This window comes from Mycobacterium syngnathidarum (genome assembly GCF_001942625.1).
GTDB lineage: Bacteria > Actinomycetota > Actinomycetes > Mycobacteriales > Mycobacteriaceae > Mycobacterium > Mycobacterium syngnathidarum.
On the sequence record NZ_MLCL01000091.1, the window covers coordinates 59209 to 85391 of the forward strand.

The following is a 26183-nucleotide window of genomic DNA, read 5'->3' on the forward strand; positions in this document are numbered from 1 at the left end:
GGAACGTGCGGCAGAATCGCCGGTGTGAGCGACCGCCTGCACCGCCTGATCCTGCTCCGCCACGGCGAGACCGAGTGGTCGGCCAGCGGCAGGCACACCGGCCGCACCGAGCTCGAACTCACCGGGGCCGGGCGCGAGCAGGCCGTGCTGGCCCGCCCGGCACTTGCCGAACTGCAGCTGAGCGATCCGCTGGTGATCAGCAGCCCCCGGCGCCGCGCGCTGGATACCGCCGAGCTGGCCGGCCTGCACGTCGACGAGGTCGACCCCGTGCTGTCCGAGTGGGATTACGGCGATTACGAGGGGCTGACCACTCCGCAGATCCGGCAGACGGTCCCGGACTGGTTGGTGTGGACGCATGGCGCGCCCGGCGGAGAGTCGGTGGCGCAGGTCAGTGCCCGGGCCGACCGGGCCGTCGCACTGGCTCTGGAACACGTGCCCGCCCGGGATGTGGTGTTCGTCGGGCACGGTCATTTCTCCCGCGCGGTGTTGACGCGCTGGGCGGAACTACCTGTGGCCGAAGGGATCCGGGTGTCGATGGTGCCCGCGTCGCTGGCGGTGTGCGGTTTCGAGCACGGCATACGCCAGATCACCGCGCTCGGTCTGACCGGTCACCCCAACCCCTGCCTGTCGCTGTGAACCCGTCGTTCGTGCTGGCCGGCCCGGCCGGCGCCGTGCTGGCCGAGGGCAGGCGCGCCGGGTTCGCCGACATCACCGATGCCCAGGCGGCGCTGCAGTCCGGCACGCCAATCGTGCTGGGCGCCTTGCCCTTCGACCTGAAGGCTCCGGCCGCCCTCTACGAGCCCGAGGCGGTTCAGTTCGCCGATGCACTGCCGGCCTGGCCCACCAGCCCGCCCCCGGCGGTGGTGGGCCGCGAGACCCTGCCGCCGGGTCCGGTGCACCGCACCCGGGTCGCCGAGGCGATCCGGCGGCTGCGCGACCCGCACGACCCGATCGACAAGGTGGTCCTGGCCCGAGCGCTGCGGCTGACCGCAGATTCGCCGTGGGACGTGCGCAGCGTGCTGCGCCGCCTGGCCGGGGCCGACCCCGCGGCCACGGTCTACCTGGCGGACCTGACCGCGGCAGGAGGAACCCACACCGGCACCGCCCTGGTGGGCGCGAGCCCCGAATTGTTGGTGGCACGCAAGGGTCAGAAGGTGATCTGTCAGCCGTTCGCCGGTTCCGCACCTCGATCGGCAGACCCGCAGACCGATGCGGCCAACGCGGCCGCACTGGCCGCATCGGCGAAGAACCGCCACGAACATCAACTGGTGGTGGACATGATGCGCCAGGCCCTGGATCCGCTGTGTGTGGAGCTGCAGATCGCCGACGAGCCGCAGCTGCACGGCACCGACGCGCTATGGCACCTGAGCACCCCTGTCATCGGTCAGTTGCGCGAAACGCACACCACAGCAATTGATCTGGCACTCGCACTGCATCCGACCCCGGCGGTCGGCGGCGTCCCGACGGACCGTGCCGCCGCACTGATCTCCGAGCTGGAAGGCGATCGTGGGTTTTACGCGGGTGCCGTCGGCTGGTGCGACAACCGCGGCGACGGGCGCTGGGTGGTCTCGATCCGGTGCGCGGTGTTGTCCGCGGATCGATATACGGCGCTGGCCAGTGCCGGCGGCGGTATCGTCGCCGAATCCGATCCAGATGACGAAGTCGACGAGACCACCACCAAGTTCAGGACCATCCTGACAGGACTAGGGGCGACATGAGCGAGCTGATCCGCCGGGCACGGCCCGGCGACGAGGTCGAGATCACCGCGATGATCCGCGAGCTGGCCGAGTTCGAACGAGCCATCGATGAGTGCACCGTGACCGAAAAGCAGATGCACACAGCACTTTTCGGCGACCGGCCGGTGGCATACGCGCACCTGGTGGAGGTTGACGGCCAGGTTGCCGCGACCGCGGTGTGGTTCCTGAACTTCTCCACCTGGGACGGCGTCGCCGGGCTCTACCTGGAAGACCTCTATGTACGGCCGGCGTTCCGGCGCCGCGGCCTGGCACGGAAGCTGTTGTCCACCTTGGCCGGTGAATGCGTCGAACACGGATACACCCGGATGACATGGGCAGTGCTGAACTGGAACGTCAACGCCATCGCGCTGTACGACGCCGTCGGCGGCGAGCCCCAGACCGAGTGGACCACCTACCGGGTTTCGGGGCCCGAGCTTTCGGCGCTGGCCGCCGAGAGCCGCGGCTAGTCGCGCCGGGTGATCCAGTCCACCGAGGACGGGCTGAACAGCAGACCCAGGGTCACCAGCGCGAGCAGTCCGACCAATACGCCGTACCCGACATGGTGCGAGGTGATCACGTACCAGGCCACGGGCAGGAGCAGCAGGTTGGTCAGTACCGCGATCCCCCGGCCCCAGCGCCGGGCAGTGATCAGCGCCCAACCGCCGGCGAGCACCCCGCCACCGATCAGCACGAACCAGATCGCGGTGCCGTATCCGCTGACAATGTGCTGATCGGCTCCGGCGATCGCCCGCACCAGGAGCACGACCGCCATGACCAGCGCGGCGATCCCTTCGGCGGCGGTGATGAAACCTGCGTACCGAATCGAGGGCGGCTGGATCACGACTGCCGCTCCGCGAAGTACCGCACCGCGTACTCGTATCCGGCCGGTCCCGCGCCGGCGATCACCACCTGCGCGATGGCCGACACATACGAGTGGTGCCGGAAGGACTCGCGGGTGTGGATGTTGCTCAGGTGCACCTCCACCACCGGCAGGTCGGCAGCACTGAGCGCGTCGCGGATCGCCACCGAGGTGTGGCTGTAGGCCGCGGGATTGATGATGATGCCCGTGCAGTCGGCCCGCGCGGCCTGGATGGCATCGACCAGCACGCCCTCGTGATTGCTCTGCACGGCGCGCACTTCGAAGCCGAACCCGGCGGCCACCTCCACCACCCGCTGCTCGATCTGCGCCAACGTGGTGGACCCGTAGATCTCGGGCTGGCGGGTGCCGAGCAGGTTGAGATTGGGTCCGTTGACGAGCAGTAAACAGGGCTTGCCCGGGCGTGCGGTCACGTCCTGTACGGTACCGGCGCCCGCCGGATGACCGACGTCGATATGGACGCGAGGGTCGTGATGGGGCCAGAACGCACAACCCCGACGTCGATTTCGGCGCAACAGCGGGCCGGAGGGACGCGGCGGAGATACTTGACCGCATGACCGACCGCGACTGCCCTTGCGGTACCGGCCGCGCCTACGGCCAGTGCTGCGGTCCGCTGCACAGCGGCGCTCGGCGTGCGCCGACGGCCGTCGCGCTGATGCGCTCGCGGTTCAGCGCCTTCGCCGTGGGAGACCCCGGCTACCTGCTGACCTCATGGCATCCCGACACCCGCCCCGCCGAGCTGACCCTCGACGAGACCATCGCCTGGCGGCGGCTGCAGATCGTCGACACCGAGTCCGGCGGCGAGGAGGACGCCGAAGGTGTGGTCGAGTTCCGCGCCCAATACGTCCACCACGGGAGCCGGCACATCCTTCATGAACGCAGTCGTTTCGAGCGGGTGAATGGCCGATGGCTTTACCTCGACGGGAAACTCTACGAATAACGGCCGTACACGTTGCCGGTTAGGCTGATGCCCCGTGCGTGCCGTGCTGATCGTCAACCCGAACGCCACCTCGACCACCCCTGCCGGGCGTGACCTGCTCGCCCATGCGCTGGAAAGCCGGGTGACGCTGACCGTCGAACACACCAACCACCGTGGTCACGCCATCGAGATCGCCCGCGACGCCGCCCGTGACGGCGTGGACGTGCTGATCGTGCACGGCGGCGACGGCACGGTCAACGAGGTCGTCAACGGCGTCCTGGGTGACTGCGGGACACGTCCGGATGCCGGCCAGGCGCCGGCGGTGGCCGTCGTTCCTGGCGGATCGGCCAACGTCTTCGCCCGGGCACTTGGCATCAGCCCCGACCCCATCGAGGCCACCAACCAACTCGTCGACCTGCTGGGCGGGTACCGGCTGGGACGGCCGTGGCGGCGCATCGGCCTGATGGACTGCGGCGAGCGCTGGGGAGTGTTCACCGCGGGCATGGGTGTGGACGGGGACGTGGTGGCGGCCGTGGAGGCCCAGCGCGCCAAGGGCCGCAAGGTCACCGCATCGCGCTACATCCGGGTGGCGGTGCGCGAGGTGCTGGCCAGCGCCCGCAAGGAACCGACGCTGACGCTGCACCTGCCGGACACCGACCCGGTCGGTGGCGTGCACTTCGCGTTCGTGTCGAACTCCAGTCCGTGGACTTACGCCAACAGCCGGCCGGTGTGGACCAACCCCGAGACCACGTTCGACACCGGTTTGGGCGTTTTCGCCACCACGAGCATGAACATCTGGGCGAATCTGCGACTGGTCCGTCAGATGGTGGCCCGCAAACCGCGCCTTGCCGCCAAGCATCTGATCCGTGACGACAACGTGTCATCGGTGACCGTGACGAGCACCACGCCGGTCGCCTGCCAGATTGACGGAGATTACATCGGTGAGCGCGAAACCATGACGTTCTCGTCGGTTCCCCAGGCACTGAGCGTCGTCGCACCGCCGCAGAAAAGTGATTGACCTGCGCAAACACACCGTTTAGAGTGGAATTAGGGCGCAGCTGGTTTTTGAGTGTAGTACACCGGAGCCAGCGGTCCGCTCACCGCCCCACCCAGTGACATTGCCCACGTGTTAACTCAATGCTATTGACATCTGTTCAGCCTGTGAAAGCATCAATGCAACAGTGCAGAAACATTCGTGTGCACGCGTTAACAGCCGAAGAAAATCTAGTGCGCTTCGCCGCGCACGCATGACATGTCTAACGAGGAGTTTGATCTTATGGATTGGCGCCACAAGGCCGTCTGTCGCGACGAAGATCCGGAGCTGTTCTTCCCCGTGGGAAACAGCGGCCCGGCGCTTGCCCAGATCGCCGACGCGAAGCTGGTCTGCAACCGTTGCCCCGTCACCACTGAGTGCCTCACCTGGGCCTTGGACTCCGGCCAGGACGCCGGCGTGTGGGGCGGCATGAGCGAGGACGAGCGTCGCGCGCTCAAGCGTCGCAACGCCCGCACCAAGGCTCGCACCGGAGTCTGACACTTCAGTCCAGACCCCCGACGCAAGCTACGGCCCCGACGAATGTCGGGGCCGTAGCTTATTTTGCCGACAATTTCCGCAGCAAATTGCGTAATTGTCATCACATTTCGTATTGACGGGCCTGAGCAATTACTTCGTCGATACTGGGGTGCCACTGTGCGGGGCCTGTGAACCCGCCTGTGCGGGCCTACTGAATGCCACGGCTGCGGCGGCCGATCGGCACCCGCAGCACCACATCGGTTCCCCCCGAGGCGCCGTCGTGCATGCCCAGCGACCCGTCCAATTCCGCGGTTACCAGCGTTCGGACGATCTGAAGACCCAATCGGTCGGACTTTTCCAGGCTGAACCCGTCGGGCACTCCGCGGCCGTCGTCATGCACCACGACGTCGAGCCAGCGGGCCGACCGCTCTGCCTTGATCGTGACGCACCCCTGGGGCGTATTCGCGTCGAATGCGTGCTCGATCGCGTTCTGTACCAATTCGGTGATCACCATGATCAACGCCGTGGCCCGATCGGCATCCAGCACGCCGAGCGCGCCGTCGCGGTTGATCCGAATCGGGGTGTCCACCGAGGCGACGTCGTTCATGATCGGCAGGATCCGGTCGATCACCTCGTCGAGGTTGACCTCTTCGTCGACCGACATGGACAACGCGTCGTGCACCAGCGCGATCGAGGACACCCGTCGCACCGATTCGATCAGTGCCTCCCGGGCCTCCAGGTTGTTGGTCCGGCGCGCCTGTAGCCGCAACAGGGCCGCCACGGTCTGCAGGTTGTTCTTCACCCGGTGGTGGATCTCGCGGATGGTGGCGTCCTTGCTCAGCAGCGCCCGGTCCCGTCGCTTGACCTCGGTGACGTCACGGATCAGCACCGCCGCGCCGACCGCGGCGCCGTGCACGACCAGTGGCAGGGTCCGCAACAGCACCGCCGCACCGCCGGCGTCGACCTCCATCCGCATGCTGGAGCCGCCGGCCAGCGAGTCACGCACGTGGTTGGCCAGTTCCTGGGCCTCGAACGGGTCGGAGATCAACGGCCGGGTGATGGCAACCAGGTTGTGCCCGTCGAGTTCGGAGGCCAGGCCCATGCGGTGGTAAGCCGAGATGGCGTTGGGGCTGGCGAACACCACGTCGCCGACCTCGTCGAGGCGGATGAACCCGTCACCCACCCGCGGGCTGGAACGCGACATGGCCAGATCACCGACATTCGGGAAGGTGCCCTCGGACAGCATGTGCAGCAGGTCGCTCGCGCAGTCCAGGTAGGCGCCCTCGAGCGGACTGGCCATCCGGCGAGCCGCCAGAGCGGTCTGGTGCGTGAGCACCGCGACCACCTGATCGCGGTGCCGCACCGGCACCGCTTCCACGTTCAGGCCGGGCAGGTCCGGCGAATGTCGTTGCGTACCACCGCTTCCCCGCCCGATCACACCCGATTCGAAGGCCGTGGTGATGACGTGCTGGTCCGCGGCTGCCGCCAGTGTTCCGACCGAGTCGGCCAGTAATACCGTCGGGGCGGTGTTGGGACGCACCTGCGCGACGCACACCAGGACACCGTCGTCGCGACGCACCCACATCAAGTAGTCGGCGAACGACAGGTCGGCCAACAGCTGCCACTCCCCGACCACCGCATGCAGGTGATCCACCGCGCTGCCGGGCAGCACGGTGTGCTCGGCGAGCAGGTCACCGAGGGTGGACATCAGCCAGCCTCTTTCCGCGCACGCGAGGGGCGAGAACGCTCCGGGGTCAGTCGATCACCGCGATGAGATCGCCGGCCTGGATCACGTCACCCTCGGCGACGCTGACCTTGGTCACAGTGCCCGCGACCTCGGCGAGCACCGGGATCTCCATCTTCATCGACTCCAGCAGCACCAGGGTGTCTCCCACACCGATCTGATCGCCCTCGTGAACCACGACCTCGAGCACACTGGCCACGATTTCGGCGCGAACGTCCTCGGCCATCTTCACCCCACTTCACTCCGGCTGCTACCCGACTACATCTGCGGCCTATATCGAACCACAACACCGGGTGGTCAGCGCCGCCCCCGGGTCATGAGACACTAGGGAGCAAGTTCTTACACCATCTGGAGGATCATCATGGCGAAGCGTGGCCGCAAGAAGCGGGACCGCAAGCACTCGAAGGCGAACCACGGCAAGCGCCCCAACGCCGGTTCGAAGTCAGTGCGCTAGCCGTTTCGGCTGACTGTGACCGCCCGACTCCCCACGGAGATCGGGCGGTTTGTCGTCAGCCCCTGATGATCGTCGTCTGGCTGATCTGGATGCGCAGCCGCTCCCGCAGGCCTTCGGGCGCCTTCTCACCGCTGCATTTGGCCGCGATGAGCCGCTTGACCCGCTCCTCGACCCCGTAGTGACGCAGGCAGGCCGGGCACTCTTCGAGGTGGTGCCTGAGCTTGTCGCGGCTTTCCGGCGTGCACTCCCCATCGAGCAGTGTCCACACCTCGGCGATCACCGCGGCGCAGTCAGGATGCTCGGGATCAATGGGCCCGATGGGCGGGGTCCAGCGCTCGTCCTCATCGTGCTTGTCACTCATGACGAGACCTCCTCCGGCTCACCAAGCTGTTGACCTCGGATGAAGCCACGATCCCTGGCCACGTCCGACAGCAGGTCACGCAGCTGCTTGCGCCCGCGGTGCAGTCGAGACATCACCGTCCCGATGGGAGTATCCATGATCTCGGCGATCTCCTTGTAGGGGAAGCCCTCGACGTCGGCGTAGTACACCGCCATCCGGAACTCCTCGGGCAATGCCTGCAGCGCTGCCTTGATCTCGGTGTCGGGCAGCGCCTCCAGGGCCTCGACCTCGGCCGACCGCAGCCCGGTCGACGAATGCTCGGCATTCGCCGCCAGCTGCCAATCGGTGATCTCGTCCGTCGGATATTCGGCGGGCTGGCGCTGCTTCTTGCGATAGCTGTTGATGTACGTGTTGGTCAGGATGCGGTAGAGCCACGCCTTGAGGTTGGTGCCCTCGCGGAATGACCGGAAACCGGCGTAGGCCTTGACCATGGTTTCCTGCAGCAGGTCCTCGGCATCGGCGGGGTTGCGGGTCATCCGCAGGGCGCCGCCGTAGAGCTGGTCCAGCAGCGGGATGGCATCGCGTTCGAACCGGGCGGTGAGCTCGGCATCTGTTTCGGGCGTCGGCTGCGGCGTGTCAGGCTCGGCCTGCTCGACGTCAGTCATCGTGGGAAACACCTTCCCTTCTGTCACGGCGCCACCAAGAGCTCCGGAATACCACTGGGTATTCGTCGGCCGTTCCAGGCATACGGTTGGCACCAGAATCCTCCTTCAGATCCTAGAGCGTGCTACCGACAAGTAGCGCTGTGCAGGTGTCGACAGCATCAACAGCATGTGGTGGCCGCTGTGTTCCCGGCGTGTGTGTTCCCGGCGTGCCCGGCTACCCTTGAGCGCCGTGGCTCGTGCAGCAACACCCGCGATCGCGGCTCTGGTCGCCGCAGGCATCGACCACGAAATCGTGGCCTACCAGCATGACCCGCGCAACGACTCGTTCGGCGACGAGGCCGTGGCCCAACTCGCGGCCGGCGGCATCGTGGCCGAGCAGGTGTTCAAGACGCTGGTGATCGCACTGCCCAAGGGATTGGCGGTGGCCGTCATACCCGTACCGCGGAAACTGTCGCTCAAGGCCGCTGCGGCCGCGTTGGGCGTTCCCAAAGCCGAAATGGCGGACCCGGCGGCCGCTCAGCGGTCCACCGGGTACGTCGTGGGCGGAATCTCCCCGCTGGGCCAGCGCAAGCGCCTGCCCACCGTCGTCGACACCTCGGCGCTGGCGTTCGACACCGTGCTGTGCAGCGCCGGAAAAGGCGGGCTGGACGTCGCCCTCTCGCCCGAGGACCTGATTCGCGCGACCTCGGCGGTGACGGCCGACATCGCTGTGACGGGCTGACTGGTTCCGCGAGAACATCCACCACCGGCATGTCGCAATCGGAAACGTAGCGGTGTGCGAACACGTGATTTACACCACGGCCCGGACCGGATTGCATGGACCCGACGAGGAAGGCGGGGCACATGGCGATCAGCGTGGCCGAGCGAGCGGAACTTGCCGCCGCAGTCTCGGATTTGTTGCACGACGAATGCACCGAGCAGGACGTGCGCCGGGTGATGGGCACCGAGGACGGATTCGATCGCGGGTTGTGGTGCAAGCTCGCCGCCCAGGGCGTGACCGGGTTGCTGGTCGGCAGCGAGTACGGCGGTGTCGGTCTCGGTGCCCTTGAGCTCGAGGCCGTCGCCGAAGCGACCGGCGCCGCGCTGCTGCCCGCGCCGTTCCTGGCCAGCGCCGTGCTGGCATCGGCACTGATCGAGTCCGCGGGCACCGACGACGACAAGCATCGGCTACTGCCCGGCCTGGTCGACGGGACGTCTATCGGAACCGTTGCGGTGACCGGGGCCCGCGGCACCTGGGCGCGGGAGGGCGTCGCGGTGCGCGCCACGGCAGCCAACGCCACGGGCGAGGCCGACTACGTGCTCACCGGCAACGCCCACTACGTCCTCCACGGTCAGGTGGCCGACGTGGTCCTGGTCGTGGCCCGCATGAACGGAGACTTCGGGGTGTTCCAGATCGAACCCGGCGCCGACGGTTTCGAACGCACGGCCGCAACGGTTTTCGATCCGACCGTCCCGCTGTCCACCTACACGTTCGATGCCACACCGGCGCGCCGGATCGGCACCGCCGGGTGGGACGCGGTGCAGCAGACACTCGACCTCGCCGTGATCGCACTGGCCGGCGAACAGGTCGGCGGGGCACGGCGGATCTTCGACATCACCGTGGACTACCTCAAGACCCGGATCCAGTTCGGCCGCCCGATCGGCAGCTTCCAGGCCCTCAAGCACATGGCTGCCGATCTGCTGCTGCAGGTGGAGTCGGCCACCTCAGCTGCCCAGCACGCCGCGGCCGAGCTGGCGTCCGACAGCGAAAAGGCCGACGGTGCAATCGCTCTGGCCGGTTTCGCGTGCCCGGAGGCCTATCACACGACCGCGATGTCGGCGATCCAGATGCACGGCGGTATCGCCTTCACCTGGGAGCACCCGGCACACCTGTTCCTGCGCCGGGCCCGCACCGGACTGCAACTGCTCGGTGGCTCGGCACTGCACCGCGAGCGCTACCTCACCTCGAAAGGCGCCTGAAGATGACGGCCAATGAGCTGCCCAGCGTCGACCAGCTACGCACCGAGGTGCGCGACTGGTTGGCCCAGAACTGGTCCGGGCTACCGAAATCCACCAATCCGTGGGTCAGCTCGCCCGAGCGGGTGGCCTGGTTGGAGAAGGTGCTCGACGCCGGCTACGCGGTACCGACATTCCCCGGCGAATGGTTCGGGCGTGCCTACCCGAACCCGCTGGCCGCGGTGATCGAACAGGAGTTCCGTGCAGTAAAGGCCCCGGGTGCGCGGCAGGACAAATACAGCATCCCGGCCAACACCGCCCTCAAGTTCGGCACCGAGCAACTCAAGAACGACCTGGTGCGCGACTTCCTCACCGAACGCATCCGCACCTGCCTGCTCTACAGCGAACCCGGAGCCGGATCCGATCTGGCCGCGGTGCGCACCACCGCGGTCCGCGACGGCGACGAGTGGGTGGTCAATGGCCAGAAGGTGTGGACATCGGGCGCCACCACCGCCGAGTACGCGCTGCTGATCGCCCGCACCGACTGGGACGTGCCCAAGCACAAAGGCTTGAGTTTCTTCATGATTCCGATGCGTCAGCCCGGCATCGAGGTCCGCCCACTGGTTCAGATCACCGGCGAATCGCACTTCAACGAGGTCTTCATCACCGACGCGAGGGTGTCCGACGCCTACCTCCTGGGCGGCGAAGGCAACGGCTGGCGCGTACTGCAGACCGCACTGGCCTACGAGCGCTCGATCATGGGCGACGCCGGGCGCGGCTCACGCAACCGGACCCGGGCCGACGATCTCATCGGACTGGCACGAGAGCACGGCCGCCTGGAAGATCCGGCGGTACGCAAGGAACTGGCCGATGTGCTGGCATTGCGCGAACTCAACTCCCTGAACAACGCCAGGGCCAAAGCTGCTGCGGCGCAGGGCACATCCAGCTCTGTCATGTCCCTGGGCAAACTCGCGATGTCGAGCATCCTGCACGCCGAGGCCCGCCTGAAGACCGAGATCATCGGCGCTGAAGCGCTTCTTGCCGGCCCCGACAATCCCGAGTCCGACGACATCAACTTCCTGACCCTCAATGCGTTCTTCACCTCGATCGGCGGTGGCACCGACCAGATCCAGCGCAACATCATCGGCGAACGGGTCCTGGGGCTGGCCAAGGAACCCGAGGTCGATCGCGACATCCCGTTCCGGCAGGCCCGCCGGAGCTGAAAGATGGCCAACCCGAACGACTACGATCCGCCGCTGACCGGCATTCGCGTCCTCGACCTGACCCGTGGCCCGATGACGGCGGTCGGCCGCCTGCTGGCCGACCTCGGTGCCACGGTGACCCAGATGCACCTGCCCGGTGTCACCGAGGGACCCCCGGCCCCCGTCGCCGGAATCGATCCTGACTCGGTGGGATTCGCGATCAACCGCCACGGCCTGGGCACCGTGATCATCGATCCCGCAGTCCCCGAGGACCGCCGTCGCTGGGTGCAGCTGCTGGCCGGAGCCGACATCCTGATCGAGGGCACCCGGCCCGGATCGGCAGCCGAAAAAGCTTTGTCGGTGCGCAACATTCACATCGAACACCCCGGCCTGGTGATCCTGTCCATCAGCGATTTCGGCCGCGACACCAGCTACCGCGGCTGGCAGGCCAGTACCCCGGTGCTGCACGCACTGACCAGCGAGCTGTCCCGCTCGGGCATCCCGGGGCGCGAGCCCGCGGTGCCACCGTCAGCCCAACTGCCCTATCACGTGGCCGCAGCACAGGCGGCGGTGATGACCATCAGCGTGTACCTGGACCGATTGCGCACCGGCGAAGGCGATCTCATCGATTTCTCGATTCTCGACGGTGCCATGCAGACACTCGATCCGCCGTACGGGACAGCGGGTACCGCCTCGGCCGGCGTGGCCTTGAGCGCCCAGCAACGCGATTGGAATGCCGAACGGCTGCGCTACCCGATCATCGCCTGCAAGGACGGACATGTGCGGATCTGCCTGCTGGCAAAACGCCAGTGGCACGGCATGTTCGAGTGGATGGGCCGCCCCGAACAGTTCGCCGATCCGTCGTTCGATCGGCTGCGGGTGCGGCTCAGCTCACCGGAGTTGATGACCGCGATCGGCCGGTTCTGCGCCGGGCAGACCCGGGCCGAACTTGAGGTGGCCGGCCAGCGGCACGGCGTCCCGACGGCGGCGGTGTTGTCCTTGGCCGAGACCCTCGGCACCGAGCAGGTCGACAGTCGCGGCTGCTTTCGCGAAATCGACCTGGCCCCGGGAATATCGGCACCGGTGCCCGCAGGAGTCGTCGAGATCGACGGGCACCGGGCACATGCCAGACCTCCGGCCGACCCCATGCCGCGCCGCATGGGTGTCGCCCCGCTGCTCGCCGGTCGCCAGCGCCGCAACGAGGGCCTGCCGCTGGAAGGTGTGCGTGTGCTGGACCTCGGCGTGATCGTCGTCGGGTCCGACACCGGACGCCTCTTCGGGGACCTCGGCGCCGACGTCATCAAGATCGAGAACTCGGCGTTCCCGGATGGTTTGCGCGGCAACCTCACCGCCATGTCCCAGACCTACGGCGCCGGCCACCGCAACAAGCGCTCGATCGGCATCGATCTGCGGACGCCCCGAGGCCGGGAGTTGGCGCACCAGCTGGTGAAGCAGTCCGACGTGGTGCTGACGAACTTCAAACCGGGCGTGGCCGAGACCCTGGGAATGGACTACCGGAGTCTGCGGGAACTGAACCCGCAGATCGTGGTGGTGGACAGTTCGGCGTTCGGACCTACCGGGCCCTGGGCCAAGCGGATGGGCTACGGCCCGCTGGTACGTGCGGCCGCGGGGTTCACCGACCTGTGGGTGTACCCCGACGAACCGGAGTCGTTCTGCGACACCGTCACTGTCTACCCCGACCATGTAGCGGCCCGGATCGGTGCGCTCGGTGCGCTGAGCGTGCTGCTGCGCCGCGAACGCACAGGCACCGGCGGGTCGGTCAGTGTCGCGCAATCGGAGGTGATGCTGAGCCATCTGGCCGGCGAGATCGCCGCCGACGCGCTGGTACGTCGCGGGCATGACCCTTCGGCTGAACCGGTCCACGATGCTCCCTGGGGACTGTTCCCCGCCGCCGGCCAGGACCGCTGGCTGGCGGTGACCGTGCGCGACGACGCGGATTGGCGCGCACTGTGTCAGGCGATCAACCGCCCGGATCTGGGCGATGACCCGCGACTGGCGACCCGCGCCGGACGCGACGCGCACCGCGACCGCGTCGGCGAGGCCATGCGAGCCTGGACGTCACAACGCCCGGCAACCGAGGCGATGGATCTGCTGCAGGCCGCGGGTGTTCCGGCCGGCGCCGTGCTGCGCGCCGCCGAGGTCGCCGACTGGGACTACTACGTACAGCGCCGCGCCTTCCGCGAGGAACTGCACCCGCACGCCACCGAGCCGTTCACGATGGAGAACGTGCAGATCCACTCGGAGCGCATCGCGGATCCCCCGTTGCTGCAGGCGCCGTTGCTCGGCGAGCAGACCCGCGAGATCGCCGCCGAACTGCTCGGTCTGGACGACCCCGAGATCGATGAGCTGATCACCATGGCGGTACTCGAGGTTCCGCAGCGCACACAACTTGCGGGACGCTGAACGCCCGTCTCGTACCATTCGTGGGTCACCTCACCGTCGAATGGCCTGGAAACGACCGCATGGACTTCACCAGACTCCGGTACTTTGTCGCGGTCGCCGAGGAACTGCACTTCAAACGGGCCGCCGACCGGTTGATGATCACGCCGCCACCGTTGAGCAAGCAGATCAAGCTGTTGGAGAAAGAGCTCGGCGGGCAGCTGTTCGAGCGCAACTATCACGAGGTCCGCCTGACGCCGTTGGGTGCGAAGCTGCTCGGTCCGGCCCGCGAGATCCTGCGCCAGGTCGACGAGTTGAAGGCGACCGCGGTCCGGCTCACCGAAGGAGTCGCGACGATCCGGGTCGGCGCAACCGCTTATGCGCCATCGGATTTCGTGGCGCAGGTCCAAGGCTCCGTGGCCGACCTGACAGTTCCGACCGAGTTCAGCGTGCCCGGGTCGGCCGCGGAGGTGACGGCCAAACTGGTGTCCGGTCACCTCGACCTCGGGCTGATTCATCTGCCGACCTCCGACAAACGGCTGCAGTACCGGGTGGTGGCCACGTTTCAGGGCGCGGTGGCCGTGCGGTTCGACGATCCGCTGGCCGCTCGGGAACTCGTGTCGATCGAGGAGCTGCGCGATCGCGACGTGGTCATCGACTTCGCTCGCCCCAACCCCGTCATGCTGGCCGGCCTCACCCGTGCGCTCAACGCGCGCGGGGTGACTCGCATCGTGCGCACCACCAACCAGTTCGGCGGCGAGCTGGAGATGGCCGCCCAGGTGTTCAACCGCCACCTCGTCGCGGTGGTCCCCTACGCGCCCGAATCACTGATCGGCAAGATCTTTTCGCCACCGGAGTTCACGTTGGTACCCATCGACGAGAGCACCTGGGCACCGGCGCGGATCGCGCTGGCCTGGGTACCCGATCGGCTGAAGAACCCGGCGGAGATCGAGGCACTGGTGGCCGAGTTGGCGCAGGCCCTGGCCCGCGGGCGGGCGCAGTAGTGTGGGCACGGTGATGCCGATGATGGTGGGCGCAAGAGTTGCCTCGAGTGTCGCCGCGGTGGCGGCCTTGGTCGGCACGTCCGCGCCCGCTCCGCAGGTCCGTCTGGTCGACGACACCGTCCCGATGACCCAGGGCGACGGCTCGCTGGCCGACGGGCAGGTACTGACCCCGTACGACGTGCAGAATCCGGCCATCGGGCGGTTGGACCCGCGCCTGCTGGCCGCCATTCAGAACGCCGCCGATGCCGCCGCGGCCGAAGGCGTGACCATGACGATCAACTCGGGCTGGCGGTCGGCCGAATTCCAGCAGTCACTGCTCGATCAGGCGGTGCAGACATACGGCAGCTTCGCCGCCGCCCGCCGGTATGTGCAGACGCCGAGCGCATCCCGGCACGTGACCGGCGAGGCGGTCGACGTCGGCGGTCCGCAGGCCGATCAGTGGCTGATTGCCAACGGCGGGCGCTTCGGGCTGTGTCAGATCTACGCCAACGAGTTGTGGCATTTCGAACTCGTCGCCGACGCGGCCGGCAACTGTCCCCCGCTGCAACCCGACGCCGCAGGCTGAGCTGACCGGTGCCTATTCGGTGACGGGCACCAGATCGGCGCCGCACGTGCACTTGTAGTTGGTTTCGGGGCCTTTGCAATGGCATTCGGACTCGACCCGGACCCGGCACCCACAGCCCTCGTGCGCGCAGGTCAGGACGGTTCCTGCCGGAACAACACTCATGTCTCCTCCACTGTGTCGGCGGCCGCCGTCTTCTTGCGGGCCGGCCGCTGTTCCCATCGTCTCCCTAGTCATTCCCCCGAACCAGCGGTATCAATACAACTTGATCGGCCTATCGTGTGTTCATGACTTTGTCCGGGAAGACCATGTTCATCTCCGGCGCCAGCCGCGGTATCGGCCTGGCGATCGCCAAGAAGGCCGCAGCTGACGGCGCCAACATCGCACTGGTCGCCAAGACCGCCGAGCCGCATCCCAAGCTGGAGGGCACCGTCTACACCGCGGCCAAGGAGATCGAGGAGGCCGGCGGGCAGGCCCTGCCGATCGTCGGCGACGTGCGTGACGGCGACTCGGTGGCCTCCGCGGTAGCCAAGGCCGTCGAGCAGTTCGGCGGTATCGATCTGTGCGTCAACAACGCCTCGGCGATCAACCTCGGTTCGATCGAGGAAGTGCCGCTCAAGCGTTTCGACCTGATGAACGGCATTCAGATCCGCGGCACCTACGCGGTGTCACAGGCCTGCATCCCGCATATGAAGGGCCGGGACAACCCGCACATCCTGACGCTGTCCCCGCCGATCCGGCTGGAGTCCGAGTGGCTCAAGCCCACCGCGTACATGATGGCCAAGTATGGAATGACGCTGTGCGCCTTGGGCATTGCCGAAGAGATGCGGGAGGCCGGCATCGCGTCGAACACGCTGTGGCCGCGCACTCTCGTGGCCACCGCCGCGGTGCAGAACCTGCTCGGCGGGGACGAGGCGATGGGACGCGCGCGCAAGCCCGACGTGTATGCCGACGCGGCCTACACGATCTTCAACAAGCCCGCTCGGGAGTTCACCGGTCAGAGCCTGTTGTGCGAGGACGTGCTACTGGCGAACGGCGTCAGCGACCTGTCGGTGTACGACTGTGTGCCGGGTTCGGATCTCGGCGTGGACCTGTGGGTGGATACCCCCAACCCGCCGGGATACGTCCAGCCCTGATGCCCGCCGTTGTCGCCGAGTGGCCAGTTGTGGCACACCGATACGCGCGCGCCGTGCAACAACTGGCCACTCGACGCTCGGCGTACCCCATCTAGGCTGGCCTGCATGCCCGATCCCCAGCCCACGAACTGGGCGGCCGGCCGTTACCAGGCCGTCGCCGAACGCATTGCCGTCATCGCCGGTGAGGTCGTCACCGCAGCCGACCGGTTGCGGCCGGTGCGCGACTCCGCGGTGGTCGACCTGGCCTGCGGCACCGGCAGCGCCGCACTGGCCGCCGCCGGGGCCGGTGCCCACGTCACCGGGGTGGACCTCACCCCCGCGCTGGTCGCCATCGCCGCCGAGCGACCCGGCGCGGACGCAGTGCAGTGGGTGGTCGCCGACGCCGCCCATACCGGCCTGCCCGACGGCGGATTCAGCACCGTGGTGTCGAACATGGGGATCATCTTCGTCGAACCCACCAGCCTGGTCGCCGAGGTCACCCGGCTGCTCGCCCCGGGCGGGGTGTTCGCCTTCTCCACCTGGGTCCGCGATGAGGCGGGCAACCCGTTCTTCACCCCGATCGTCGAAACCCTCGGCCAACCGCCGGCCTCGGTGTATTCGCCGGATCAGTGGGGCGACCTCGAGATCGTGCGGTCCCGGCTGGCCGCCGGGTTCGACGACGTATGGTTCGAAACCGGTTCACATACCTGGCAATTCGACTCCGTCGAGTCCGCGGTCCGCTTCATCGCCGACGAATCACCGATGCACGTCGACCTGCTCGGCCGACTGGACGCGACGACCCGCGAGCGTCTGCTCGACGCGTTAACCACCGCGCTGAGTGCACAGACCGACGACACGGGCCGGGTCTCCTTCGCCGCGCCCTACGCGGTGGTGACCGCCCGTAAGACCGGGACCGTCTAACGCGGACGGGTCCCACCGGACAGCATGGTCTCGACGCTGTCGGCGAAGGCCGCGGTGGTGAAACAGGTCGGTTCGGCGAACTCTTCGAGAGTCAGCGCATCGTTCCAGTTGGCGTCTGCCGCGGCGCGCAACAGAGGTTTGGCCATCGAGACCGCGTGCGGCGGCAGCGCAGCGACGCGCGAGCACCACGCGTCTGCGGTATCGAGCAATTGCTCGTGGGCGACGACCTCCTGCACCAATCCGAGCCGCTGCGCGGTTTCGGCGTCGATGTGCTCACCTTTCAGGTAGTAGGCGAGCGCGCCCTGATAGCCGAGTCGGCGAGTCAACGCCCAGCTCGTGCCGACCTCCGGGATCAAGCCGAGGCGGGCGAAGGCGGGCACGATGATCGCCTTCTCACTGGCGATGGTCAGATCGCAGGTGAGCGCCCAGGCGAGTCCGACGCCGGCCGCGGGCCCGTTGAGCGCAGCCACGAAGATGGTGTCGGCACCGGCGATGAGTCGGGCGATACCACCGAATTCGCGGCGTATCCAGCGCCACACGTCCGCGGTTCCCTCTGCCTGGTAGCGGCTTTCGACGGCCGCTCGCATCATGCGCAGGTCGCCACCCGCGCTGAAGCCCGGATCGGCGCCCGTCAACACCACGGCACGAATGTCGTTGTCGGCGGCGAGATCTTCCAGGGCGTGGCGCAGCTGCCGGACCAGCGGTGCGGACAGGACGTTCAGGCGGTCGGGCTCGTCAAGAGTCACCACCGCACGATCACCGCTGCGGTCGACGCGAATGCGTTGCGGCGCGTCGGGGGCGTCCCCGTCTGCCACCATGCTGCGATACAAAGGCTTGCCCGTCACGAGTCCTCCTCAATTGGTCTGGCCTGCAATGCTTTCCATGCCGCATCGGCGAACATCTCGATGGCCTCGCTGTCCATGTCGGGGATCTCGCCGGTTATCCAGTAGCGGGCGTACTCCTGTGCGGGGCCGAGCCACAATGCGGCCGTGATCCCCGGTCGCATGGCTACCAGTGCGCCATAGGTGTGATGCGGTCGCCACCAGTCCCGGACGGCCGCGAAGAAGTTCCCGTTGGCCTCGCGCAGCGCGGCGCTGTCCAACCGGTCGCCGAACAACAGCACGGCCTCACCGCGATGCGCCGCCACCCAGTCCAGATGGTTGCGGACCCCACCCCGAATCCCGTCCTCGGCGGTGGCCTGCTCGCGCAGCATCGCCAGGAAGCCGTCCTGGTATTCGGCCATGACCTGCGCGTAGACCGCGGCTGCCAGGGCGGGCTTGTCGGGAAAGTGATGGTAGAGCGATCCGACGCTCACCTCGGCCTCGCGCCGCATCTCATCGAGGGTCGGGGCGATCGCGCCTTCCGCCGCGAAACGCCGACGCGCAACCGAGATCAGCCGGTCTCGCGCACCCTTGGCCCTGGAAGCTGGCACGAGAAATACTCTAACAGAACCGAGGATTCCTCTAGAGGGTCGTCATTCGGCCTGGTAGAGGATGCCGCGACCGATCGCCTCCCGTACCTCCGGCAGTGCGGCCTGCGCCAGCGCATCCGAGTCCACCCCGTGGTGGGCGGCGAGCAGCTGGATGAGGCTGCCCAGCGGCACCTCCCCTCGGCAACCGGCCAGCAGCGCGCGCAGTACCTCGTCGACTCCGATCACCGCGCCCGGACCACCCGGGCGGCGCACCGCAGCGCCGACCTGCTGCCAGCCGTCGGGTCCGGGCAGGGACTGCTCTTCGAGGAAGACCGGTGCGGTCGAGAGCCGGGCCGCCAGCAGCGCCTCGTCGGAGGTGTCGCGAAGGTAGGCCCGCCGCGCGAAGAACGCGTCCACCTCGGCTCCGGTGACCGCCTCGTCGGCGCCGGTGATCTCCTCGAGGATCTGCTCGGGCAGTTCCCCGTCGCGCGGAACCCGCAGCGAAATCATGCCCATACCGACGCCGGCGATGCCCTGCTCGGCGAACCAGTTGAGCCATTGCCCGCCGCGCTGCGCCTGCCGCTCGAGGTCCTCCCCGGCGTCGGCCAGCCACAGCGACACGTAGCTGACCGGATCGGCCAGTTCGCGCTGCACCACCCAGGCATGCAGGCCGGTGCCGGCCAGCCAGCCGGAGACCCGGTCGCGCCAGTCTGTGCCTTCTGGACCGTCGCGCACAATCCAGTTCGCCATGATGTGGGCGGTGCCACCCGGGGAAAGATGATCACCGATCTGCTTGACCAGGCTCTGGCACAAGGCATCTCCGGCCACACCCGAATCGCGGTAGATGTAATCGCGGGCGCCCGAGCCCACCACGAACGGCGGATTCGACACGATCAGATCGAAACGCTCGCCGGCCACCGGTTCGAAAAGGCTGCCGTGCCGCAGATCCCACGACATGCCGCCCAACCGCGCGGTCATCGCCGCCAGTGCCAGTGCCCGCTCGTTGGTGTCGGTCGCGACGATCTCGTCGCAGTGCGCGTTCAGGTGCAGCGCCTGGATACCGCATCCGGTACCGAGGTCCAGCGCACGCCCGACGCGGTTACGGGTGACCGCCCGCGCCAGTGACACCGAGGCCCCGCCGATCCCGAGCACGTGATCGTGCCGCAGCGGCCCGCGGCGCACCGCGGCATCCTGATCGGACACCACGTAGAAATCCCGCTCCCCGTCGCTGTGCGGCCGGATGTCCAGGACGGCCCGCACCATCTCACCGCGGAACTCGAGGACACCAGTGGCGGCCAACGTCTGCAGACTCACCGACGGGAATGCCGCCTCCACCAGATCGGGTGCCTCCTCGGTCCCGAGCAGCAGCAGGCGCACCAAGACGGCCAACCGCTGCCGGTCCGCCGGGGCGGCATGGGTGACCCGCAGGACCGGCCACCACACACCACGGCCGAGCGCGGCGTTGGCCTCGGCACCCAGTAGCTCGGCCACCCCGTCCGTGGTGAACCCGGCCGATCGCAGGTCGGCACCGATCGCGTCGACAACGCCTGATGCGACGGCACCCCCAACGTCGCTCAAAACAGCCCCATCTCTTCGGGTTCGGCAGGCTCGATCAGCTCCGGGCCGTTGTTGCGGACACTGTTGACCAACCGGGACACCTCGCGGACGGCGATCCGGTCCAGGTCACCGTGACCGCGCAGCAGCCCCTCGTCGATGGGGGCGTCGGGATCCATCCACCGATCCCAGTCCGGCGCGCTGATGGTCAGCGGCATCCGATCGTGGATCTCGGCCAGCGGGCCCGCCGCATCGGTGGTGATGATCGTGCAACTGAGCAGCGGCGGCGCGTCTTTCGGTGCGCCCTGCGGGCGCCAGGTGGTCCACAGCCCCGCCATGAACAGCAGCTCGCCGTCGTCGGCGTACATGTAGTAAGGCGTCTTGGCGGTCTTCTTCCCGGCCGTGCTCGCTTCGGGGTTCGGCTTCCACTCGTACCAGCCGTCCATCGGGATCAGGCAGCGCTTGTTCTTGGCGGAGTTACGGAATGCCGGTGAGCTGGTCACCTTGTCGGCGCGCGCGTTGATCAGCAGCGGACCTTTGGTGTCCGGCCCTCCGCCTTCGGCGGTCTTCACCCACGGCGGGATCAGGCCCCAGCGCATCGAGCGGACCCGGCGCGTCGACTCGTCCTCGGGCTCGGTGTGCCGCTTGACCACGCTGCTGATGGTCGTGGTGGGGGCCACGTTGTAGTTCGCCCCCGCGACGTCCTTGTCCCCTGAGCTCGCCGTGCTTGCCGTGCTTTCATCGATGGCCTGGATCTTCTGCGCCAGCAGCGCCGGGTCCGTGGTCACCGCGAAACGTCCACACATAGTGCCCATGGTTGCAGAGTCTGCGGACAAGGCAGGATATAGAGCGTGAGCGGACGTCAGGAGCAATTGGAACACTGGCCGGCTCCGTCGACGACGGCCCCGGTCGACGCCACGGTGACGGTGCCCGGTTCGAAGTCTCTGACCAACCGTGCGCTCGTCTTGGCGGCGCTGGCCACTGCGCAGGGCCCCTCGAAGGTCCATGGCGCGTTGCGTAGCCGCGACACCGATCTGATGATCGACGCCATCCGCACCCTGGGCGTCACCGTGGAGCCCGCCGAAACCGGCGACACCGAGCTGTCCGTCAGTGGCGGTATCGCACCAGCCGACGATGCCCGGATCGACTGCGGCCTGGCCGGAACGGTGTTGCGATTTCTGCCGCCCGTCGCCGCGCTGAGCGCCACCTCGGTGATGTTCGACGGGGATGAGCAAGCCCGGGCCCGGCCCATCGCCCCATTGCTCGACGCGCTGCGTGGCCTCGGCGTGGACGTCGACGGCGACGCGCTGCCGTTCGCGGTGCGCGGCCGCGGCGCCATAGCCGGCGGCACCGTCGAGATCGACGCGTCGGGCTCCTCACAGTTCGTCTCCGGATTGTTGCTGTCCGGTGCGACGTTCACCGACGGGCTGACCATCGTGCACACCGGGACCTCGGTGCCCTCCGCCCCCCACGTGGCGATGACGGTGGCGATGCTGCGCGACGCCGGTGTGCACGTCGACGACTCGGTGCCCAATCGCTGGCGGGTCTCCCCCGGACCGGTTGCCGCCCGGGACTGGAACATCGAACCGGATCTGTCCAACTCCACGCCGTTTTTGGCCGCCGCGATCGTCACCGGCGGAACGGTGCGGATCGCCGGCTGGCCGTCGACAAGCATCCAGCCCGCCGACACGATCCTGGACCTGCTCGCCAAGGTGGATGCGACGGTCCACCAGCGTGATTCATACCTGGAACTCAGTGGCCCCGAAGGCTACGACGGGTTTGACGCCGACCTGCACGACGTCGGCGAACTGGCCCCCACCGTCGCTGCGCTGGCCGTGCTGGCCCGCGACGGCGCGACCTCGCGGTTGCGGGGCATCGCACATCTGCGGGGCCACGAGACCGACCGGCTGACAGCACTGACCGCCGAGATCAACGGCCTCGGCGGTGACTGCCGCGAGACCGAGGACGGCCTGTTGATCACCGCACGGCCGCTGCACGGCGGAACCTGGCGCTCGTATGCCGACCATCGGATGGCCACCGCCGGCGCGATCATCGGTCTGCGGGTGCCCGGTGTCGCGGTGGAGAACATCGCGACCACGGCCAAAACCTTGCCCGATTTCCCGTTGATGTGGGTGCAGATGCTGGCGGGCGAACCCCCTGCGAGAGGGAAGTAAACCACCTTGGGAGCGCGGGAGTACGACGAGTCCGACGTCCGGATCAGACCGGGTAAAGGCACCCGTCCGCGCACCAAGCTCCGCCCCGACCACGCCGACGCCCAGTCGGCGATGGTGGTGACCGTAGACCGCGGCCGCTGGGGCTGTGCGCTGGACCGCGACCCGCATCACAGGGTGGTCGCCATGCGGGCGCGTGAGCTGGGCCGCACCCCCATCGTGGTCGGTGACGACGTCGACATCGTCGGCGACCTGTCCGGCCGGCCGGACACCCTGGCTCGCATCGTGCGCCGTGGCGAACGCCGAACTGTGTTGCGCCGCACAGCCGATGACACCGACCCAACTGAACGCGTGGTGGTCGCCAACGCCGATCAGCTGCTGATCGTGGTGGCGCTGGCCGATCCGCCGCCGCGCACCGGTTTCGTCGAGCGTGCCTTGATCGCGGCCTATGCCGGCGGGCTCAAACCAGTTCTGTGCCTGACGAAGTCCGATCTGGCCGCCCCCGAACCATTCGCCGCACAGTTCGCGGATCTGGATCTGATGATCGTCACCGCGGGCCGCGAGGACCCGCTCGACGTTGTCGCGCCGCTGCTGGCCGATCAGGTCACGGTGTTCCTCGGACATTCCGGGGTCGGGAAGTCCACCCTGGTGAATCGTCTTGTGCCAGAGGCAGATCGAGCGACAGGCGAAGTGTCCGGTGTAGGGAAGGGCAAGCACACCTCCACCCAGTCGGTGGCACTGCCGCTCGACGGCACCGGCTGGGTGATCGACACCCCTGGCATCCGCTCGTTCGGCCTGGCCCACATCCAGCCCGACGACGTGATCCTGGCGTTCTCGGATCTGGCGGAGAGCATCGACGAGTGCCCGCGCGGGTGCGGGCACATGGGCCCGCCCGCGGACCCCGAGTGCGCGCTGGATGCGCTCACCGGCCCGGCGGCTGCCCGCGTGGCGGCGGCTCGCCACCTGTTGGCGGTATTGAAGGAGAGCTGACCGCATTCGCGTACCGCTGGTCGGCACATCGCCTCGATCGGCGCCCGCGCCGCACTAGGGTCGCTGCTGTGGCTACTCATGTTCTGACCGGCAGCGCCTCCGGACTCGGCGCTGCGACCAAGAAACGGCTGGAATCCGACGGGCATCGGGTGATCGGCGTCGACCTGCGCGACGCGGACGTGAACGTGGACCTGAGCACCCCGGACGGGCGAGCGGAGGCGATCGCAAAGGTTACCGAGCTGGCCGACGGCGGCATCGACGGATTCGTCCCGTTCGCCGGGCTGGCTGCCGCGACGGGCCGTCCGGCACACCTGCTCATCGCGGTCAACTACTTCGGCGCGATCGAGCTCTTGGAAGGCCTGCGGCCGCTGCTGGCCAGCCGCGACACCGCATCGGTGGTGCTGATCAGCTCGAATTCGACCACCACTCAGCCTAATTGGCCGGTCGAGCTGGCCGAAGCCTGCTTGGCCGGCGACGAGGTGGGCGCCAACACCGTTTCCTCCACCTATGGCGATTTCGCGGCGCTGCAGGCGTACCCGGCCACCAAGGCCGCGCTGGCGTACTACGCCCGCACCAAATCTGCGGAGTACATCGCCGAGGGCATCCGGCTCAACGCGATCGCACCGGGGCTCATCGACACTCCGATGACGCAAGAAGGCCGCAAGGACCCGCTGACCGGTGCGGGAATGGAGCAGTTCCTCAAGACGATCCCGGCCGGGCGCGGCGGGCGCCCTGAGGAGGTGGCCGCACTGGTCGCGTTCCTCCTCGGACCCGAGGCGGGTTACTTCGTCGGTTCGGTGGTCTTCGTCGACGGCGGCATCGACGCCGCGGTCCGCGGCAAGGACTGGCCGAAGGTGTGGGAACTCGACATGTGAGGTCAGTGCTCGGCCTTGGCGTGATCGGCCTCCGCCTGCTGCTGCTCCTGTTCGGCCTGCTGCTTGGCCGCGGCGATCGCGGCGCGCCCCTCGGGGCTGGCGGCCGAATTGCCCGGCGCCTTGGCCGTGGCCACGCCGGCGTTGCAGCTCAGGTTCAGCAGCACGGTGTCGGTGACCGGGGCGAAATCGTCACCCTTGTGCCAGTGCGCATTCTCCGAGTGCGTCACCACGCAGTCGTCGTCGGACACCGTATCGCCGTCGCGGGTGGCCACGACGCCCTTCATCCCGGCGTCGGCCAGCGACGATTGCACATCGGAGTACTTCTGGCCCGCATAGTCGTCGGCCGCGGCGACGCCGGTGGCCAACCCGCCCAAGGGCACCGACGAGGCCCCGAGCACCACGGCGGCCACCAGCATCTTCTTCACGGGCACGAGGTTATGGGCAGCGACTGCCAGGAGCCTGGAAGTACGTCGGGCAAATGCTTGGAATCCAGGCATCTGACCGACGTGCTCAGCGGCGCCGCCAGCCCCGCACGGTCTCGATCGCGGTCTTCAGGCCACGACGCCGTCCGGTGTTGGGATCGGTGACGCCGTAGCCCTCGAGCTCGGTGAACATCCGCTCGCTGCGGGTTTCGGGCGCATTGTCGGCCGTGTCCTTCAGGAACCGGTCCGGCAGCGACAGCTTGGCGATGGTGCGCCAGGTCTTGCCGTACTGCACCAGGAAGGGACCCGTGGTGTAGGGCAGGTCGTACTTGTCGCACAGTGCTCGCACCCGCACCCCGATCTCGGCGTACCGATTGCTCGGCAGATCCGGGAACAGGTGGTGCTCGATCTGGTAGCTCAGGTTGCCGCTCATGAAGGCCAGCGCCGGACCCGAGTTGAAGTTGGCGCTGCCGAGCATCTGACGCAGGTACCACTGGCCACGGCTCTCGCCGACCATGTCGGTCTTGGTGAATTTCTCTGCGCCATCGGGGAAATGGCCGCAGAAGATCACCGCGTTGGCCCAGACGTTGCGGATGACGTTGGCCACCGCATTGGCCTTCAGGGTGGACTTGAAGGTGGCGCCGGGCGACAGCGACGTGAGCGCCGGCCACACCACGTAGTCCTTGGCCAGCTGATGGCCGGCCTTGACGCTGAACTCACGGACCCGGACCAGCGTCGCGTTGCGGTTGTCGCGACCCTTGAAGATCTTGCCGAGCTCCAGGTGCTGCAGCCCCACGCCCCACTCGAAGCCGATCGCGAGAAGGGTGTTGAAAAGCAGGTTGCCGTAGAGGTTGAACGGCTTCCACTTGGCGTCCCGGGTGACGCGGATGACGCCGTAGCCCACGTCGTCGTCCATGCCCAGGATGTTCGTGTACTTGTGATGCATGAAGTTGTGGGTGAACCGCCAGTGCTTGGACGCCCCGCTCATGTCCCACTCCCACGACGAGGAGTGAATCTCGGGATCGTTCATCCAGTCCCACTGGCCGTGCATGACGTTGTGGCCGATCTCCATGTTCTCGATGATCTTGGCCACGCCCAGGGTGATGGTGCCTGCCCACCAGGCGGAACGCTTCGAGCTTGCCGCGAGCATGACGCGGCCGGCGACGTCGAGGGCGCGTTGCGCCGCGATGGTGCGGCGGATGTAGCGCGCATCGCGCTCGCCGCGGGAGTCTTCGATGTCTTGCCGGATCGCGTCGAGTTCGATGCCCAGGTTCTCCACATCGGCATCGGTGAGATGCGCGAATGCGGGAACGTCGGTAATTGCCATCGTCAGCCTCCTCTCAATTACCTACGGTAGCGTAACCTACGATTCCGTA

Annotated in this window: 31 protein-coding genes; 18 read left to right on the forward strand and 13 right to left on the reverse strand. The window is 67.7% G+C overall.

Going from position 1 to position 26183, the window contains the following annotated elements; all coding sequences use genetic code 11:
* Positions 1-24: 24 nt before the first annotated feature.
* From BKG60_RS29410 to BKG60_RS29420, 3 genes are read left to right on the forward strand one after another with little or no spacing between them, the layout of a single operon-like run.
* Positions 25-636 carry an acid phosphatase gene (locus BKG60_RS29410; RefSeq protein WP_075910330.1) on the forward strand — a complete coding sequence of 204 codons (612 nt, stop codon included), beginning with the start codon at positions 25-27 and terminating at the stop codon, positions 634-636.
* Complete coding sequence (locus tag BKG60_RS29415) at positions 633-1718, forward strand: isochorismate synthase (protein WP_075910331.1); 1086 nt, start codon at positions 633-635, stop codon at positions 1716-1718. The genes BKG60_RS29410 and BKG60_RS29415 overlap by 4 nt, the downstream gene beginning before the upstream one ends.
* Positions 1715-2203, forward strand: coding sequence for a GNAT family N-acetyltransferase (locus BKG60_RS29420; protein WP_075910332.1), 489 nt, complete (start codon positions 1715-1717; stop codon positions 2201-2203). Before BKG60_RS29415 ends, BKG60_RS29420 begins: the two co-directional genes overlap by 4 nt.
* Here BKG60_RS29420 and BKG60_RS29425 read toward each other — a convergent pair.
* Both BKG60_RS29425 and aroQ read right to left on the reverse strand, forming a co-directional pair.
* Positions 2200-2577, reverse strand: a complete 378-nt coding sequence (locus BKG60_RS29425) for a hypothetical protein (protein WP_165688730.1) — start codon at positions 2575-2577, stop codon at positions 2200-2202. The two genes, BKG60_RS29420 and BKG60_RS29425, sit on opposite strands and share 4 nt — an antisense overlap.
* Positions 2574-3026 carry a type II 3-dehydroquinate dehydratase gene (gene aroQ / locus BKG60_RS29430; protein ID WP_075910333.1) on the reverse strand — a complete coding sequence of 151 codons (453 nt, stop codon included), beginning with the start codon at positions 3024-3026 and terminating at the stop codon, positions 2574-2576. The genes BKG60_RS29425 and aroQ overlap by 4 nt, the downstream gene beginning before the upstream one ends.
* Before the next feature lie 140 nt (positions 3027-3166).
* Here aroQ and BKG60_RS29435 point away from each other — a divergent pair, with 140 nt between their 5' ends.
* The 3 genes from BKG60_RS29435 (at position 3167) to whiB1 (ending at position 5063) form a co-directional block, all read left to right on the forward strand.
* A complete protein-coding gene (locus BKG60_RS29435) occupies positions 3167-3553 on the forward strand; it encodes a YchJ family protein (RefSeq protein ID WP_075910334.1) in 387 nt (128 codons plus the stop codon).
* A 34-nt stretch (positions 3554-3587) separates the two neighbouring features.
* Positions 3588-4550 carry a diacylglycerol/lipid kinase family protein gene (locus BKG60_RS29440; protein WP_070187193.1) on the forward strand — a complete coding sequence of 321 codons (963 nt, stop codon included), beginning with the start codon at positions 3588-3590 and terminating at the stop codon, positions 4548-4550.
* A 258-nt stretch (positions 4551-4808) separates the two neighbouring features.
* Entirely contained in the window at positions 4809-5063 is a 255-nt protein-coding gene (gene whiB1, locus BKG60_RS29445) for a transcriptional regulator WhiB1 (RefSeq protein WP_003882795.1), read from the forward strand.
* A 187-nt stretch (positions 5064-5250) separates the two neighbouring features.
* On the opposite strand, the gene BKG60_RS29450 is transcribed toward whiB1, so the two are convergent.
* Both BKG60_RS29450 and BKG60_RS29455 read right to left on the reverse strand, forming a co-directional pair.
* Positions 5251-6750, reverse strand: a complete 1500-nt coding sequence (locus tag BKG60_RS29450) for a sensor histidine kinase (protein WP_075910335.1) — start codon at positions 6748-6750, stop codon at positions 5251-5253.
* A gap of 46 nt (positions 6751-6796) precedes the next feature.
* Positions 6797-7012: a biotin/lipoyl-binding carrier protein gene (locus BKG60_RS29455; protein WP_070187366.1), complete on the reverse strand. Its 216-nt coding sequence runs from the start codon at positions 7010-7012 to the stop codon at positions 6797-6799.
* Between the two features lie 135 nt (positions 7013-7147).
* Between BKG60_RS29455 and BKG60_RS32870 the strand changes: the two genes are divergently transcribed.
* Positions 7148-7240: a 50S ribosomal protein bL37 gene (locus BKG60_RS32870; protein ID WP_003882799.1), complete on the forward strand. Its 93-nt coding sequence runs from the start codon at positions 7148-7150 to the stop codon at positions 7238-7240.
* 55 nt (positions 7241-7295) lie between these two features.
* On the opposite strand, the gene rsrA is transcribed toward BKG60_RS32870, so the two are convergent.
* Both rsrA and BKG60_RS29465 read right to left on the reverse strand, forming a co-directional pair.
* Positions 7296-7601: a mycothiol system anti-sigma-R factor gene (gene rsrA, locus BKG60_RS29460; protein WP_070187195.1), complete on the reverse strand. Its 306-nt coding sequence runs from the start codon at positions 7599-7601 to the stop codon at positions 7296-7298.
* Entirely contained in the window at positions 7598-8245 is a 648-nt protein-coding gene (locus BKG60_RS29465) for a sigma-70 family RNA polymerase sigma factor (protein ID WP_070187196.1), read from the reverse strand. Before BKG60_RS29465 ends, rsrA begins: the two co-directional genes overlap by 4 nt.
* 229 nt (positions 8246-8474) lie before the next feature.
* On the opposite strand from BKG60_RS29465, the gene ybaK reads away from it, so the two are divergent.
* From ybaK to BKG60_RS29495, 6 genes are all read left to right on the forward strand, one after another.
* Positions 8475-8966 (forward strand): Cys-tRNA(Pro) deacylase, encoded by a 492-nt coding sequence (gene ybaK / locus BKG60_RS29470; protein ID WP_075910337.1) that lies wholly within the window; start codon positions 8475-8477, stop codon positions 8964-8966.
* A gap of 122 nt (positions 8967-9088) precedes the next feature.
* Positions 9089-10204, forward strand: a complete 1116-nt coding sequence (locus BKG60_RS29475) for an acyl-CoA dehydrogenase family protein (RefSeq protein ID WP_075910338.1) — start codon at positions 9089-9091, stop codon at positions 10202-10204.
* A gap of 2 nt (positions 10205-10206) precedes the next feature.
* On the forward strand, positions 10207-11403 hold the full coding sequence (locus BKG60_RS29480) for an acyl-CoA dehydrogenase family protein (RefSeq protein ID WP_070187199.1): 1197 nt from the start codon (positions 10207-10209) through the stop codon (positions 11401-11403).
* Positions 11404-11406: 3 nt separating this feature from the next.
* Positions 11407-13806, forward strand: coding sequence for a CaiB/BaiF CoA-transferase family protein (locus BKG60_RS29485; RefSeq protein ID WP_075910339.1), 2400 nt, complete (start codon positions 11407-11409; stop codon positions 13804-13806).
* A 59-nt stretch (positions 13807-13865) separates the two neighbouring features.
* A complete protein-coding gene (locus BKG60_RS29490) occupies positions 13866-14786 on the forward strand; it encodes a LysR family transcriptional regulator (RefSeq protein ID WP_075910340.1) in 921 nt (306 codons plus the stop codon).
* 13 nt (positions 14787-14799) lie between these two features.
* The gene (locus BKG60_RS29495; protein ID WP_120765077.1) at positions 14800-15351 is read left to right on the forward strand and encodes a M15 family metallopeptidase; all 552 of its coding nucleotides are present in this window, start codon (positions 14800-14802) and stop codon (positions 15349-15351) included.
* Between the two features lie 12 nt (positions 15352-15363).
* On the opposite strand, the gene mymT is transcribed toward BKG60_RS29495, so the two are convergent.
* The gene (gene mymT / locus BKG60_RS32640; protein WP_075910341.1) at positions 15364-15513 is read right to left on the reverse strand and encodes a copper-binding metallothionein MymT; all 150 of its coding nucleotides are present in this window, start codon (positions 15511-15513) and stop codon (positions 15364-15366) included.
* Between the two features lie 122 nt (positions 15514-15635).
* On the opposite strand from mymT, the gene BKG60_RS29505 reads away from it, so the two are divergent.
* Positions 15636-16484: an SDR family oxidoreductase gene (locus BKG60_RS29505; protein ID WP_070187369.1), complete on the forward strand. Its 849-nt coding sequence runs from the start codon at positions 15636-15638 to the stop codon at positions 16482-16484.
* Positions 16485-16589: 105 nt separating this feature from the next.
* Positions 16590-17384: a class I SAM-dependent methyltransferase gene (locus BKG60_RS29510; protein WP_075910342.1), complete on the forward strand. Its 795-nt coding sequence runs from the start codon at positions 16590-16592 to the stop codon at positions 17382-17384.
* Here the strand turns inward: BKG60_RS29510 and BKG60_RS29515 are convergent.
* Genes BKG60_RS29515 through BKG60_RS29530 form a run of 4 tightly spaced genes read right to left on the reverse strand, consistent with a single transcriptional unit; the run spans position 17381 to position 21155 of the window.
* Positions 17381-18202, reverse strand: a complete 822-nt coding sequence (locus BKG60_RS29515) for an enoyl-CoA hydratase/isomerase family protein (RefSeq protein ID WP_075910343.1) — start codon at positions 18200-18202, stop codon at positions 17381-17383. The two genes, BKG60_RS29510 and BKG60_RS29515, sit on opposite strands and share 4 nt — an antisense overlap.
* Before the next feature lie 23 nt (positions 18203-18225).
* Positions 18226-18816 (reverse strand): TetR/AcrR family transcriptional regulator, encoded by a 591-nt coding sequence (locus BKG60_RS29520; protein WP_075910344.1) that lies wholly within the window; start codon positions 18814-18816, stop codon positions 18226-18228.
* 42 nt (positions 18817-18858) lie between these two features.
* The gene (locus BKG60_RS29525; protein ID WP_075910345.1) at positions 18859-20373 is read right to left on the reverse strand and encodes a DUF7782 domain-containing protein; all 1515 of its coding nucleotides are present in this window, start codon (positions 20371-20373) and stop codon (positions 18859-18861) included.
* The gene (locus BKG60_RS29530) at positions 20370-21155 is read right to left on the reverse strand and encodes an SOS response-associated peptidase (protein ID WP_207553908.1); all 786 of its coding nucleotides are present in this window, start codon (positions 21153-21155) and stop codon (positions 20370-20372) included. Before BKG60_RS29530 ends, BKG60_RS29525 begins: the two co-directional genes overlap by 4 nt.
* 66 nt (positions 21156-21221) lie before the next feature.
* Here BKG60_RS29530 and aroA point away from each other — a divergent pair, with 66 nt between their 5' ends.
* From aroA to BKG60_RS29545, 3 genes are all read left to right on the forward strand, one after another.
* Positions 21222-22523, forward strand: coding sequence for a 3-phosphoshikimate 1-carboxyvinyltransferase (gene aroA / locus BKG60_RS29535; RefSeq protein ID WP_075910369.1), 1302 nt, complete (start codon positions 21222-21224; stop codon positions 22521-22523).
* Positions 22524-22529: 6 nt separating this feature from the next.
* Positions 22530-23510: a ribosome small subunit-dependent GTPase A gene (gene rsgA, locus BKG60_RS29540; protein WP_075910347.1), complete on the forward strand. Its 981-nt coding sequence runs from the start codon at positions 22530-22532 to the stop codon at positions 23508-23510.
* A gap of 68 nt (positions 23511-23578) precedes the next feature.
* Complete coding sequence (locus tag BKG60_RS29545) at positions 23579-24385, forward strand: SDR family oxidoreductase (RefSeq protein ID WP_075910348.1); 807 nt, start codon at positions 23579-23581, stop codon at positions 24383-24385.
* 2 nt (positions 24386-24387) lie between these two features.
* Here BKG60_RS29545 and BKG60_RS29550 read toward each other — a convergent pair whose 3' ends face one another.
* Positions 24388-24801 (reverse strand): hypothetical protein, encoded by a 414-nt coding sequence (locus BKG60_RS29550; protein ID WP_120765078.1) that lies wholly within the window; start codon positions 24799-24801, stop codon positions 24388-24390.
* Positions 24802-24895: 94 nt separating this feature from the next.
* Positions 24896-26134 (reverse strand): fatty acid desaturase family protein, encoded by a 1239-nt coding sequence (locus tag BKG60_RS29555; RefSeq protein ID WP_075910350.1) that lies wholly within the window; start codon positions 26132-26134, stop codon positions 24896-24898.
* Positions 26135-26183 lie beyond the last annotated feature (49 nt).